This window comes from Natronomonas sp. EA1 (assembly GCF_051195035.1).
Classification (GTDB): domain Archaea; phylum Halobacteriota; class Halobacteria; order Halobacteriales; family Haloarculaceae; genus JBNTJV01.
On record NZ_JBNTJV010000001.1, the window covers coordinates 1,011,969 to 1,024,999 of the forward strand.

Genomic DNA, 13,031 nt, shown 5'->3' on the forward strand with positions numbered 1-13,031 from the left:
TTTCGCCGGTTCTGCCACGCGGTTTATGTGTGTCGGGGTCGTTGACTGGATGAACATGGTCGCCGACACCGGACCGGGCATCTCGGGCGACACGCGTGGGCAGTCCGAGACGCTCGGCACCGCCCTCATCATCGTCCTCGTCGTTCTCGGCACCTCCGCGGTCGTCGCGCTCGGTGCCGCGGCGATCAACGACACCGAGTCCGAATCACGGCTCACGCGCGCGGAACACTCGATGACGCTGTTCGACTCGCGCGTCTCGATGGTCGCGCTCGGTGATTCCTCGGTGCAGACGGTCTCCTTCGGCGACACGGCTGGCGACTTCACCGTCGACCCGACCGTCGGGACGATGACCATCACCCACGTCGACCACGACGGGACCGAATCCCCCGGCGACCCCAGCAACGACGAAGTGCTCTACACCGGGAGCCTCGGCGCCGTCGCGTACGACATCGGCGATTCCACCATCGCCTACCAGGGCGGTGGCGTCTGGAAGCAGAGCCCCGACGGGAGCACCCGGATGGTCTCCCCGCCGGAGTTCCACTACCGCGACGAGACGCTCACCCTTCCAATCATCGACGTGGTGAGCAGCGACAGCGGGGCCGGCGGGGTCCGCGCGAAGATCACGCCCGCCACGAACGCGTTCACCCGCGTCTACCCCGACGCGAGCGAGACGTACGCCGCGAACGCCTCGCGCACCTACGCGAACCCCGTCCAGAACGGGTACATCCGTATCGACGTGCAGAGCCCCTACTACCAGGGATGGGCCCAGTACTTCGAGTCACGCACCGACGGGGCGGTGGAGGCGTTCGACGGCAACCAGACCGCCCGTGTGAACCTCCTCACCCTCGGTGACCAGGGGCCAGTGACGTTCACCAGCGTCGGCGACTCCATCCGCATCCGGGGGATGGACGGCGGCCACGCCCTCACGGACTTCTCCATCACCCTCCACCCCGAGGAGGAGCAGAACTCCCAGTTCTCGAACCTCCAGTGGTCGATGTACGCCGAGGACGGCAACACGCAGTTCGAGATCGGCGTGCGCAACGGTGGCGGCGGGAACCTCAACTGCGGTGACGCCGCGGACGTCGTCTTCTACTACAGCGACGACGGCGGGGCGACCTACCACGGCTGGAAGACGAACGCCTTCACCGCGGAGTGTTACGACTCCAACGGCGACGGCACCGACGACGCCGTCCGGCTCTCCATCGACTTCATGGACACCACCGTGGACATGGAGTACACCACCCTCAAGAACCGCGAGCTGGTCCACTTCAAGCCCGACGGAACGCTCGCGAGCGACGTCCAGTTCACCGAACACGGCGTCGACACCGCGGCGACTTACAACGCGGGCTCCACCGAGGACATCGACTACCTCACCGCCCACTACCTCGCGCTGCTCGCCCCGAACGCCGATCTCACCGTCGCCGAGGGAAACAACGCCGGGCAGTGTTACAGCAGTGACGAGGACTGTACGGCCTCCGGCGGCTTCATCGACTACAGCGGGACGAACAACGTCGTCACCTACCTCCACATCACCGAAAACAGGGTGGAAGTCGAGCTCGACTAGGCTCAGTCGAACTGGAGCGTGATCGTCGTCGTCCGGACGAACAGCTCCGTCACCTGCGCCTCCGGGAACGTACAGGAGACGAGCCCACCGTTCGCGGTGCAGACCGTCGACCCCCACTCCTCGTTGAGCGCGTCGGCCCAGACGGGGGCACGCGCCGCACTCGTCGAGATGGTGAGCGTCACGGCCGAGCCCGGGTCCGCGGACGGGCCGTCCGGGAACGGCACCGTCGTCTGCTGGTGGGTCGCCCGGACGAGGACGGTCGTCTCCCCGCTGATGCTGCCCGCCTCGAGCGCCCGGGTCTCGACGAGCGTGAACAGCGACTGGCCGCCCGACGTGAGCCGGAACGGCGGCCGACCGAGCATCACCGCGTTCCCGTCGTCCACCCGGAACACCGCACCCCCCTCGTAGACGATCTTCGTCTCGCCCGTCTCGTACACCAGTGGCTTCAACTCCGCGCGATACGGCGCATCGCCGTCGTCGTGTGAGATCTCTATCGTGGTCGTGTTCCCGTAGGCGAGCGTCGCTCCCGCGAGTTTGATCTCCGTCGACCGGGAGGGGGCACCGTCGCTGTGGATATCCTGGACGTTGTCCGCGAACACCTCGAACGCGCGTTCGGCGTTGTTCGCCTGCTCCGCGTTGCGGGTGTCCTCCAGCCCACCGATACCGACGACGGAGACGACCGCGGCGGTGGTGGCGATGAGCGCGAACACCAGCGCGAAGCTGATGACGTCGCTCACCGCGCGCTCGTCGGTCATGCGGACCACCACGCGCTCGGCACCGGGTCGGTGTTCGGGTCGTACGTGCTGTTGTCGACGAGGATGATCGTGTCCACCTGCGTCCCGTCCTCGCGCATCCAGAGGTCGAGCCGGGAGACGCCCGGTGAGGCCGGCGAGACGGTGACGTGGTCACCCGTGGTACCGTCGTTGGCAACGCCCTTCACCCACGTCCAGGAGGTCCCGGCCCCCTCGGAGAGCCCCTCCCCGCCGTAGGTGGCGGGCGAACCGTCCAGCCCGAGGTGGACCGAGTCGCTGTTCCCGGGGTTCGTCGCCGGGGCCCGCAGCCGCACCCAGACGTAGTAGGTCCCCGCCTGCTCGAAGCGCACCGGGTAGCTCAGGCGGGGGCCGGCGGTCGTGTTGTCGGTCCCGCCGCTGTCGCTCACGTTCGGTCGCGTCACGATGGCCTCGTCGCCGGACGCCACCGCGTCGTCGAACGGCTCCCACGAGTGGTTCGCCCACGCGCCCGTCCCGGCCGCGCGCTCGAACGGCAACTCGGCTTCGATGACGACGAGCCCGTCCACCTCCCGGTACGCGAACGACTCGCCGTGGCGCGTGATGGTGAGCTTCTGTCGGAGGACATCGTTCGAGGCGACCGTCACCCGCCCACCGGGGACCGGGCCACCGAGCACCGGTGACTCGGCGTAGAGCCGCACCGTCGAGCTGACCTCGGGGCTCTGGCTCACCGTCGTCAGCTCGTAGGTGTTCGACTCCCCGACGCGCTCGACGTCGATGCGGTAGCCACTGCCGACGACGGTGTCGGTGAGCGTCCGGTTCATCGTGACCGCTCCGCCGGTCGCGAGCGCGAGCCGGTCTGCGGCCCCCACGTCCGCCGCGAGCCGCTGGCCGATGACGTTCAGCTCCGTCGCCGACGCGCGCTCGCGCTGGTCGTCGACGAAGCCCGCACCCGCGACGAGCAGCCCCGAGATGAGGATGCCCGTGATGGCGAGCGTGAGCGCGTAGCTGACCGTCGTGGAGACGGCCCGGTCGTCACGGCGGATCATCCGGCACCCCCATTCGCCGTCTCGGTGACGCTGCTCGTGTCGGTGTTCCCGGCGGCGTCCTCCACCCGAAGCTCGATGCGGAAGTCGTCGCCGTAGACGCCGCGTTCCTTCCACGACACCGTGTTCATCCCCGACTGCGGGCTCCCGCCGCCGGAGAGCCCGACCGTCACCGTGTCGACCTGCGAGCCGGACGGGACGTGGACCAGCGTGATCCGGAGCGTCGAGAGATCCGGGTCGGGGTCCGAGACGTCCCACGACACGTCGAACTCGATTTCGTCGGGGGAGTTGCCGGGGCCGTCGCTGCTCTGGTCCGTGACCCCGATGCTGTCGACGCTGGGCGCCCCGCTGGCCGCCGTGACGGTGACGGTCCGCGTCCGCGAGTCGGTCGCGCCGTCGTCGTCCGTGACGGTGAGCGTCACGTCGTGGTCGCCCGCGGTGGTGAACGTCGTGCTCGCGGTGACGCCCGTCGCGTCGTCCGTCGCGCCGTCACCATCCAGGTCCCACTCGTAGCTCGCGATACCGCTGTCGTCGCCGCTGGCGCTCGCATCGAAGGAGACGCTCTCGCCGGTCGCGGGGGAGGAGGGGCTATAGGAGAACGACGCGCTCGGCGGGCTGTTCGAGTCGCTGCCGCAGTCGTTCTGCTTCCCGTCCGCGTCCTGCTGTTTCGTCACCGATCGGGCGTACCGCCCGTCGCTCGTCGTCAGCTCGAACGTGTAGGTGTCCCCTGCGGAGCCGGACACGCCGAGGAACGTGACGGTGCCGCTTGCCGCCCGGTTGGCGAACGTCTGGGTGGCCCCCGTGACCGTGTTCGTCACCGTCAGGGTGGCGTTCACCGTGCCAGCGTTCGGGTCCGCCGCGGTCCACGACACCTCGAACTTCGCCTGGTCGGTCGTGTCGTTGCGCTGGTCCGTCACCGAGAGCGTCCGGACCTGCGGGACCTGTGGCTGTGCGCCCGGTTCGCCCGGCGCGACCCACGTCTCCGTCTCGTAGGTGGCCCCGGGGCCGGTGTAGTCCGTCGTCACGATCGTCCCGTAGATGGCGGGGAGCGCGTACGGGGGGTTCGCCGGGTCCGTGGAGTAGGTCGCCGGGTCCGTGCAGGTGACGCCGTTCTCGCGGTTCACCTCGGCGCGCAGCCCACCCGCGGCCCGGTCGACAACCAGCGAGTAGGTGCCCGAGATCTTGTCGCTGTTCCCGTACGTCACGGTGACCGGTCCCGTCGCCTCCCCGAGGAAGTCCAGCCCGGGACAGCCCGTCCGGGTGTCCCCCGACTGGAGCTCACCCGCCGTGAGGTCGACGATGACCCGCGACCCGGCGAGCGAACACGTGGTGTAAGTGCCCGTCTGGACGTCGCGGACCGTCACCGCGAGGTCGCTCGCTGCGGTATCCGAGTTCTCGTAGACGGCTGCCTGCCACAGCCGACCCTCGCGGTCCTCCACGGTCACCACGAACACGTCGTCCGTCACCCCACCGAGCAGTGTCTGGACCGTCCCGGGGTCGACCGAGGCCAAGCCGCTGACGGAGACGTTCATCTCGAACCCCCGGACCCGGCTGTCAGCCGCGACGGTCCAGTTGGCCCCGAGCGCGACGAGGTACTGCGGCTCGAACGCCCCGTCGGTGTCGTCGACGATCTGTGTCCCCTCGTACCCCCGAGAATCCGTCGCCTGGAGTACCGTCCCGCGGGCGATCCCCTCGGTCCGGAGCCCCGACTGCAAGCCGACGAACGCGTCGTCGTAGTGGGCGCCGTAGAGGGTCGCGTAGGGGGTCCCGACGTACTGGCCGTTGACGTGGTCGACGATACCGCCCGCGCCGTCGACGATAGCCGCGTGCCCCCGAAGCGCGTCGGCCGCGGGGTCGTCCTCCCGCGTCGCGACGTTCTCCGTGTAGATGACGGCGTTCACGACGAGCGCGAGGCCGACGAGCACGACGGCGAGTGCGAGCCCCCCGGCGAGCAACAGCTGGGCGCGGTCACGGCGCCCGATCACATCCGCCACACGACCACCTCCACGCGGACGACGTTGTACACGTCACCCGGTGCGTTGTACGTCGTGAAGTACCGCCCGTTCGCGGCGGCGGTCTCCACGGTCGTCCCCGACCGGGTCCCGTCCGCGTTAAGCAGGACGTCGTCGTCGTAGATCGTCACCAGCCGCGAGGCCGTCACGGCGTTGTCGGAGGGGGCCCCCCGGTAGACCAGGGGACGCGGCGAGGAGAGCTCCCCGGGCCCCGTCTCGTGATAGAGGAAGACGTTGATGGCGACCCCCCGCTGGGTGAACGTCTCGGCGAGCGCGGTGCCGAAGCGGAACCCCGCGGGGAAGTCGGCGTCGTTGACGTACGCGGTCCGTCGGCCCGTCCCGTGGAACCCCTCGTCACCGACGGAGTCGTAGTAGAGCAGCGCCTCGCGGAGCGCACCGCTCTCCTCGGTCGCGGCGAGGAACCCGCGAGCCGTCTCCTGCTGCTGGTTCTCGATATGCTGGCTCGCGGTCGACGCCGACAGCGGCGTCACGGCCGTCACCTGCAGCGCGTAGACGAGACTGGAGAGGAGCACGATGGTGGCGATGATCCCCTCCAGCGTGTGCGCCTGCCCGCGGTCGCGCTCGAACAGCGTCACGCTGCGGCGGCCGGCTACCATGCCCGGACCACCACCGTCGCTCGCTCGCCGTCGATAGTGACCGCCCGTCGTGCGACGACGACGGAGGTGCTGGACTCGGGCGTCGGGCCGCCGACGGCGAGCGTCGTTCCCCCGCAGCTCGCGGCGTCGGCGGTCACCGTGACCGTCCCGTCGTCACTACAGAGGAAGTCCGCGTCCCCGTCGCCGTCAACGTCGTCACCGACGACGGTGACGTTCACCCGCTGGCGGTCGGTGAGCCCCAGCCGCCCCTCGAGGGTGCCGCTCCCCGCCAGGTCGACGCTCTGGTCGAACCGGCAGTCGAGGCTCGTGTCGGGGGTCTGCTTGAAGAACTCCGTCGTGCACGGCACCTCGAGGAGATACGGCTCCGCCGGGTCCGCGAGCGTCAGCCCGACCAGCTGGCTCGCCACCCGGTCCGCGACCAGCGTCTCCTCCTGTGGCCCCTCCTCGAACGGCTCGAGGATGCCGGGGACGAACGTGAAGACGAACGCCACGGCGATGAGGAAGACGCTGATGCCGATGGCGAAATCCAGCGTCGTCTGGGCTCTCCCCTGCATGGTCAGATGAGCATGAAGACGAGGAGCGCGAACGTCGGGAGCACCACGACGAACTTGATGCCGGCGAGCAGGCTCACGTCACGGATGTACCCCGCGATGAACCCCGAGATGACGGCCTGCAGCGAGACGGCGTGGAAGAACAGCATCGTCAGCAACGCCGTGTCGACGTTCCCGCCGAAGCCGGAGTCCGACCCGGCCTGATTGGCGAGGCCGGCCATCACGTCGATGAACTTGATCTTCAGGAGGGCCATCACGCCGAGTAAGGTGACGTAGGTCATGATGATGATGACCACCTGCATGCGCGTGCGGGACTTCCGGTCGCGCTCGATGTCGTCCTGGTTCTCCGAGGCCTGCGCCGCGGTCGAGAGCACCTGCGTGATCTGGGAGGAGGCCTCCTGGGCCTTCGCGATGAGCTTCATCGTCCGCGCCAGCCGAGGGATGTGGTACTTGTTGTTGAACTCTCGAAGCGCCGTTTTCAGCGAGGTGCCGTAGTTCACCTTCGCGTGCATCGTCTCGAACTCGTCGGCGAGCTTCCCGGAGGAGGTGTCGGCGACGACCTTGATGGATTCGAGCAGCGTCATCCCGGTGTCGTTCGCGGAGGAGAGCTTCCGGAGGTTATCGGAGAGGTTCTTCGTGATGCCCATCCGCGAGCGGATGTTCCACTCGTAGAAGATCATGAGCGGGATGCAGTTGACGTACAGCGGGAGGTAGAACCACGTGAACGTCCCCAGAATCGGGTTCTCGACCATCCCGTCGAAGGTGGTAGGGGCGTACCCACCGGCCGCGGCGAACGCGAGCAGCACGGCCGAGGCGGGGAGGGTCACCGCGAGGACCGTCAGCGGGTACTCACGGAAGAAGTGCTGCGGCTGCTTGAGCAGCTGGACCGTCTCGTAGGTCCCCTCCCGGGATTTGATGCGGTCGAACACCTTCCAGCGTCCCTCGTAGCTCTCGACGAGCCCCAGGTCGAACATCCGACCCGTCTCCGTCGGCAGGTCGGAGTCCGTGTCGGGTTCGAGATAGCCGTCACCCACCTCGTCGGTGACGACGGTGGAGACGAGCACGAGGAACCCCCCACCGATGAGCGGGATGAGGCCGTAGACCGTCCCGTACAACAGCGATGTCTGGGCCTCCCCGAGCATCGACATGATGACGAGGATGATGATGAGAAGCAGGGGGAAAAGCGAGAGCGTCATGAACATCTCGCCGAACAGCTCCAGGGTCTCCAAGACCATCTCCTGTTCCTGCTTGGAGGTCCGCATGTGCTTCTCCTTCTGGTCCTCCAGGAACTGTGACATATCCCCCCCGGAGTTGATGATGGAGAGCATGTCGGTGAGGAACTGGCTCAGCTCGTCGGAGGGGGTCTGGAGCGCCTGATTCCGGATGGCCGTCCGGTAGTCCGTATCGAAGTACTCCGTCTCGAGGACGATGGACTGGAACTCCTGGGCGACCTCCCCGTACGTGTCGTCCGCCTTCGCCATCGCCTGCAGAATTTCGAGTTGGTTCAGCCCGCCCACCGACAGCGCGTACATGAACGACACCGAATCCGACAGCAGGACGTTGATCTCCCGTTTGCGGGCGTCCGACCGGAAGTAGGGGACGGCGACCATCGACCCGAACCCGAGCGCGAAGCCGATGGAGCCGAAGAACAGCCCCGTGACGAGCACGATGAAGGGGAGTTTGAGCGTGTTCATCAGCGCGGCCGTCGACTCCGAGACGGGCAGCCCGAGGAAGATGGGCGGTTCCGTGATGAACAGCTCGACGATGAGATACCCCATCGCGGTGCCCAGAAGCCAGAGCACGGTGCCCGTGATGACGCCGATGGCGAGCGCTCGTGAGAGGTAGATCTCGACCGTCTGTGGCATCCGTGACTCCGCGAGCTTCCGCTCCATCGTGAGGACGAAATCCCCCTCGTCGTCGAACAGCTTGCGGTAGACGGGGTAGAAGGCGTCCGACAGGCCGTCGGCGTCCCCCATGCCCCCGCCGGACCGGGTCTGGAGGCTCATGTGTCGAAGGCGAAGCCGCCGAACTCGTCTTCGTCCTCACCTCCGTCGGCGTCGGCGGTGACCTCGGTCGCCCCGTCGGCAGTGGCGGGGGTGTCGGTGCCCGGCTCCCCCGATGGGTCGACCGGTTCTGCGTCCGCGGCCGGCGCGGCCTCGATGTCCTCGGCCTCGGGGAGTTCGAGCACCTCCATCAGGCCGGGGAGGGTGTTCCCCTCGTACTCGGCGAGCAGCGACTCCCCCTCCGTGAGGATGCTCCGGCAGGTCTCTCGACCCTCCTCGGTCGGGTCGGGACGCGGGACCATCTCCTCCTTGTCGGGGTCGATGTCGATGGAGACGGACTCCATCTCGCGGAGGTCCTCCAGCGAGCGTTCGAGTTCGTCGTTCGCCATCAGCGTGAGGACGGTCTCGGGGTCGTTGATGAACGCCTGCAGGGTCGCGGCGACCTGCGTGTAGGTGTTGAGCCCGTGTTCGATGAGATAGGCCAAGACGAGTTCGCGGATGAATATCTCGCGGTCGACCTCCGCGGGGGTCCACCCGCGGTCGAACATGATCTCCTCGATGGTGTTCGACTGCCCCATCTTCAGATACTCGTCCGTCTCCGCCTGCCACTGGTAGACGTCCTGGACGTTGATCTCGTCGTTCTCCGGGTCGTAGTGGTTGATCTCGGTGAGGGACTTGTTCCGTCTGACCTTGTTCCCCTGCACGCGCGTGGAGGTCTGGATCGACACCAGGTCGAGCGCCGTGAACATCGTCTTCGAGACGTTGATCGGCTCGGTGGTGAACCGCTTGATGACCTCCCCCACGCTGTCCGCGTGGAAGGTCGTGAGCGTGGTGTGCCCCGTACTCATGACCTGGAACAGCGTCCGGCCCTCCTCACCACGGATCTCACCCATCACGATGTACTCGGGGCGCTGGCGGAGCGCGGCTTCCAGCAGGTCGAACTCGTCCACGTCACCCTGGTCCCCCTCGGAGAAGGAGGGCCGAGTCACGGAAGCGATCCAGTTGCGCTGGGGCAACTCGACCTCGCGGGTGTCCTCGATGGAGACGATCTTGGATTTCGAGGGGATGAACAGGGAAACGGCGTTCAGCGACGTGGTCTTCCCCGACGCGGTGCCGCCCGCGAAGATGAGGCTCTTGTTGTTCTCGATGCAGAGCCAGAGGAACGCCATCTCCTCCAGCGAGAAGGTGTTCCAGTTGATGAGATCGACGGGGGTGAACGGCACTTCCTTGAACTGCCGGATGGTGTAGTTCGTCCCGTGGTCCGACACCTCGCGCCCGAGCGTGAGCTGGGCGCGCGAGCCGTCGGGGAGCGTGGCGTCCACCTGCGGCTGGCGCTTCGAGATCCCCTTCCCCGACCGTTGGGCGAGTTTGACGACGAAATCGTCCAACTCGGACTCGCCGTGGTAGACGTTCGAGATGATCTGTTCGTACTCGGAGTGATAGACGAAGACGGGGGAGTTGTAGCCGTCACAGGAGACGTCCTCCACGTTGATGTCGTGTTTGATGCCGTCGATGCGCTCGAAGCCGATGAAATCCCGCTTGAGGAGATACAGCAGCTTCTCGATCTGGTACTCCGTGAGCGTCTGGGAGTTCTCCTCGAGGACGGCCGGTTCGGGGCGGGCCTCGACGCCGGAGAGCCCCCGTTCGTCGACTTCGAGTTCGACCTCGCCCATGCCGAGACGGTGTTTCAGCTGGTCGACCAGCCCCGGCTCCGGGGCCCCGTCGTCCGCGTAGAGGTCGTACCGGTCCAGCAGATTGCGCGTCTCGCGTTCGATGACGGTCGCGCGGTCCTCGTCGGTCCCCTCGACGACGACCTCGTCGTCGGAGTACTTGATGGCCGTCTTGAGCTTCCCCGCGAGGAACTCCCGGAGGTCGCTCTCGATCTCCGTGAGATACGGCTCGATGAGGTAGTACTTCTTCTCGTTCTCCTTCTCGGAGTGGAAGATGATGATGAACGCGTAGGGTTTGTTCACCCAGTAGCGTTCCACCTCCCGGAAGTGGGACTTCTTCGCCTGGGGGACGGCCTTCTCTAAGTCGTAGCGGTTGACGATGGTGGTGTGGCCCTCCGTCGTCGAAAAGAAGGCGTCCTCGTCCAACTCGGGGTCGACGCGGACCGTGCGCGCGTCGACGATCTCGTCGAGCGTCTTCGCCGCGGACCCGCGGTTCTCGAACACCGCGCCGGTGTCCGCCGGGTCGAACCCGAGATACGATTCGGGCTCGAACGGGTCCTCGGGCGCGTTCCCGTCCTCGTCGTAGTAGAACTCCGTTTTGAACTCCTCCCACGTGTACTCCCCGACCGCCACGGGTGTCTCCTCCGGGTCGTCTGAAACGTCGGGAGTCTCCGACGCGACGTCGGAAACGAGCGAGCCGTCTCCGCCGTCGACGTCTTCGGTAGCCATTACCGCGTTACTTCTCCGCTACCGGGAAAAAGGGTTGTGTTCGAATTCTTAGAGATGAGAACGGGCCGATAGCCGTTTCGCCCCTACGCGAGGAACCGTTCGAGCCGGTCCATCGCCTCCCGTAACTCCTCGAGGCCGGTGGCGTAGGACATCCGGAGGTGGTCCTCCCCACCTTCGCCGAAGGCGTCGCCGGGGACGACGGCGACGTGCTCCTCCTCGAGCAGGGCCTCCGCGAACGCGTTCGCGTCGTCCCACGGCGACTCGGGGAAGACGTAGAACGCCCCCGTCGCGGTGAAGCAGTCGATGCCCATCTCCTCCAGCCGCGAGAGGACGAACCGGCGACGGCGGTCGTACTGTTTCGTCATCTCGACGACGTCCTCGCCACACGACTCCAGCGCCTCCAGCGCGGCGTACTGGGCCGTCGTGGGCGCCGACAGCATCGTGTACTGGTGGATGCGGTTCATCGCCGCGGTGATCTCCGGTGGGGCGAGCGAGTAACCCAGCCGAAGCCCGGTCATCGCGTACGCCTTCGAGAAGCCGTTGAAGACGACGGTGCGCTCGCGCATCCCCTCCAGCGTGGCGATGGAGACGTGCTCGCCCTCGTAAGAGAGCGCGGCGTAGATCTCGTCGGCGAGCACGCCGATGTCGTGCTCCCGGCAGAACGCCGCGAGCGCCTCCATGTCCTCGCGGGACATGGTCGCCCCCGTGGGGTTGTTCGGGTAGCAGTAGACGAGGAGGTCGGCCTCCTCGGCGCCCGCGGCTTCGAGGACCTCCGGGGTCAGTCTGAAATCGTCCTCCGCGTGCGTGGGCACGGAGAGCGGCTCGCCGCCCGCGAACACCACGCCGGGTTCGTACGAGACGTACGAGGGCTGGGCGATCGCCACCGTATCGCCAGGGTTGACGAGCGCGCGGAACGCCACGTCGATGGCCTCGCTTGCGCCCGCGGTGACGAGGATCTCCTCGTCGGGGTCGTACGAGAGGTCGTACTGCGTGACGTGGTCCGCGATGGCCTCCCGGAGCTCCTTCATGCCTCGATTGGCGGTGTATGAGGTCTGGCCGCGCTCTAAGGAGGCGATGGCGGCGTCCCGGGCCGCGTAGGGCGCGGAGAAGTCCGGTTCCCCCACACCCAGCGAGATGACGTCGTCCATCTCCGCCGCGAGTTCGAAGAACTTCCGGATCCCCGAGGGGGGGACGGAGGCGACTCTGTCGGCCGGTCTCATGGCGTCACGGAGAGGCGGTCGTCGTCGTAGCCGTCGTCGAAGCGGTGGCCGGCCTCCTTGTACGTCTCCATCACGTAGTGGGTCACCGTCTGCGTGATCTCGGGGACGGGCGCCACCTTCTCGGAGACGAACCGGGAGACTTCGCTCATCGAGGTCCCTTCCACCTCGATGGCGAAGTCGTAGTCACCGCTCATCAAGCGTAGGGACTGCACGTCGGGGAAGCCCGCGAGCCGGTCGGCGATGTCGTCGTAGCCGGTCTCGCGGTCGAGCGTGACGTTACACTCGACGACGGCGTGGACGCGGTCACCGGATGCCGCCGAGGCGCGCTCGGCCCGGTCCCAGTCTACCACGGCCTGATAGCCGCGGATGACGCCCGCATCCTCCAGCTCCGCGATCGCTGCCTCGACTGCCTCCTCGGTCGTGCCCGTCATCCGGGCGAGGTCGGCGGTCGAATAGCGAGCGTTCTCGCGAAGCAGGTCGAGTATCTCTGCACGCTCCTCCATACCCCAACGCCAGCGACGGCGGGCAAAAGACTTGCGACCGGCGCAACGTTCGGCGATTTCTCGGGTAGTGTATAACGATTCTGCAGCACCCTTCCTTGTCACACCGTATCATACTATGATATATTATCTCACGATATTCTTATTATCCCACAGTATGTGCAGACGGGTATGCACCAGCACGCGCTCGAGACCGCGCTGACGCTGTACGAGAGTGGGACATACACACTGGAAACCGCTGCCCGGCAGGCTGGCGTCGAGCCGACCCGCCTCCGTGACTGTCTCGCCCGCCGCGGTCTCGGCGTCGACGAGGAGACCCAGCTCGTCACCAAACCCAAGGTCGCCGCCGACTGACCTCGCCGCTATCGACGGAGTCTAAGTCCTCCCCCGT

At 67.0% G+C, this 13,031-nt stretch carries 11 protein-coding genes; 2 read left to right on the forward strand and 9 right to left on the reverse strand.

All coding sequences use genetic code 11. The features are described 5' to 3' along the window. The first annotated feature begins 55 nt into the window (after positions 1-55). The gene (locus tag ACQUQR_RS05480) at positions 56-1,564 is read left to right on the forward strand and encodes a DUF7289 family protein (protein WP_435195402.1); all 1,509 of its coding nucleotides are present in this window, start codon (positions 56-58) and stop codon (positions 1,562-1,564) included. 2 nt (positions 1,565-1,566) lie between these two features. Here the strand turns inward: ACQUQR_RS05480 and ACQUQR_RS05485 are convergent, their stop codons facing one another. From ACQUQR_RS05485 to ACQUQR_RS05525, 9 genes are all read right to left on the reverse strand, one after another. Further along, on the reverse strand, positions 1,567-2,319 hold the full coding sequence (locus ACQUQR_RS05485) for a DUF7289 family protein (RefSeq protein ID WP_435195404.1): 753 nt from the start codon (positions 2,317-2,319) through the stop codon (positions 1,567-1,569). Beyond that, a complete protein-coding gene (locus ACQUQR_RS05490) occupies positions 2,316-3,341 on the reverse strand; it encodes a DUF7266 family protein (protein WP_435195406.1) in 1,026 nt (341 codons plus the stop codon). The genes ACQUQR_RS05485 and ACQUQR_RS05490 overlap by 4 nt, the downstream gene beginning before the upstream one ends. Beyond that, the gene (locus ACQUQR_RS05495) at positions 3,338-5,332 is read right to left on the reverse strand and encodes a PKD domain-containing protein (protein WP_435195408.1); all 1,995 of its coding nucleotides are present in this window, start codon (positions 5,330-5,332) and stop codon (positions 3,338-3,340) included. Before ACQUQR_RS05495 ends, ACQUQR_RS05490 begins: the two co-directional genes overlap by 4 nt. Beyond that, on the reverse strand, positions 5,320-5,967 hold the full coding sequence (locus ACQUQR_RS05500) for a DUF7288 family protein (protein WP_435195409.1): 648 nt from the start codon (positions 5,965-5,967) through the stop codon (positions 5,320-5,322). Before ACQUQR_RS05500 ends, ACQUQR_RS05495 begins: the two co-directional genes overlap by 13 nt. Beyond that, on the reverse strand, positions 5,961-6,521 hold the full coding sequence (locus ACQUQR_RS05505) for a DUF7287 family protein (RefSeq protein WP_435195411.1): 561 nt from the start codon (positions 6,519-6,521) through the stop codon (positions 5,961-5,963). The genes ACQUQR_RS05500 and ACQUQR_RS05505 overlap by 7 nt, the downstream gene beginning before the upstream one ends. 2 nt (positions 6,522-6,523) lie before the next feature. Further along, positions 6,524-8,524: a type II secretion system F family protein gene (locus tag ACQUQR_RS05510; RefSeq protein WP_435195413.1), complete on the reverse strand. Its 2,001-nt coding sequence runs from the start codon at positions 8,522-8,524 to the stop codon at positions 6,524-6,526. Continuing rightward, on the reverse strand, positions 8,521-10,920 hold the full coding sequence (locus ACQUQR_RS05515; protein ID WP_435195414.1) for a type II/IV secretion system ATPase subunit: 2,400 nt from the start codon (positions 10,918-10,920) through the stop codon (positions 8,521-8,523). Before ACQUQR_RS05515 ends, ACQUQR_RS05510 begins: the two co-directional genes overlap by 4 nt. 83 nt (positions 10,921-11,003) lie before the next feature. Further along, positions 11,004-12,140: a pyridoxal phosphate-dependent aminotransferase gene (locus ACQUQR_RS05520; RefSeq protein ID WP_435195415.1), complete on the reverse strand. Its 1,137-nt coding sequence runs from the start codon at positions 12,138-12,140 to the stop codon at positions 11,004-11,006. Continuing rightward, positions 12,137-12,643 (reverse strand): Lrp/AsnC family transcriptional regulator, encoded by a 507-nt coding sequence (locus ACQUQR_RS05525; protein ID WP_435195417.1) that lies wholly within the window; start codon positions 12,641-12,643, stop codon positions 12,137-12,139. The genes ACQUQR_RS05520 and ACQUQR_RS05525 overlap by 4 nt, the downstream gene beginning before the upstream one ends. 168 nt (positions 12,644-12,811) lie before the next feature. Between ACQUQR_RS05525 and ACQUQR_RS05530 the strand changes: the two genes are divergently transcribed. Then, the gene (locus ACQUQR_RS05530) at positions 12,812-12,994 is read left to right on the forward strand and encodes a DUF7317 family protein (protein WP_435195419.1); all 183 of its coding nucleotides are present in this window, start codon (positions 12,812-12,814) and stop codon (positions 12,992-12,994) included. Positions 12,995-13,031 lie beyond the last annotated feature (37 nt).

What these genes read in the sequence shown, in the direction of transcription:
- ACQUQR_RS05505 (WP_435195411.1), bottom strand. Translation starts at nt 6,521, where the DNA reads ATGCAGGGGAGAGCCCAGACGACGCTGGATTTCGCCATCGGCATCAGC.
- ACQUQR_RS05515 (WP_435195414.1), bottom strand. Translation starts at nt 10,920, where the DNA reads ATGGCTACCGAAGACGTCGACGGCGGAGACGGCTCGCTCGTTTCCGAC.
- ACQUQR_RS05510 (WP_435195413.1), bottom strand. Translation starts at nt 8,524, where the DNA reads ATGAGCCTCCAGACCCGGTCCGGCGGGGGCATGGGGGACGCCGACGGC.
- ACQUQR_RS05490 (WP_435195406.1), bottom strand. Translation starts at nt 3,341, where the DNA reads ATGATCCGCCGTGACGACCGGGCCGTCTCCACGACGGTCAGCTACGCG.
- ACQUQR_RS05500 (WP_435195409.1), bottom strand. Translation starts at nt 5,967, where the DNA reads ATGGTAGCCGGCCGCCGCAGCGTGACGCTGTTCGAGCGCGACCGCGGG.
- ACQUQR_RS05525 (WP_435195417.1), bottom strand. Translation starts at nt 12,643, where the DNA reads ATGGAGGAGCGTGCAGAGATACTCGACCTGCTTCGCGAGAACGCTCGC.
- ACQUQR_RS05480 (WP_435195402.1), top strand. Translation starts at nt 56, where the DNA reads ATGGTCGCCGACACCGGACCGGGCATCTCGGGCGACACGCGTGGGCAG.
- ACQUQR_RS05530 (WP_435195419.1), top strand. Translation starts at nt 12,812, where the DNA reads ATGCACCAGCACGCGCTCGAGACCGCGCTGACGCTGTACGAGAGTGGG.
- ACQUQR_RS05520 (WP_435195415.1), bottom strand. Translation starts at nt 12,140, where the DNA reads ATGAGACCGGCCGACAGAGTCGCCTCCGTCCCCCCCTCGGGGATCCGG.
- ACQUQR_RS05485 (WP_435195404.1), bottom strand. Translation starts at nt 2,319, where the DNA reads ATGACCGACGAGCGCGCGGTGAGCGACGTCATCAGCTTCGCGCTGGTG.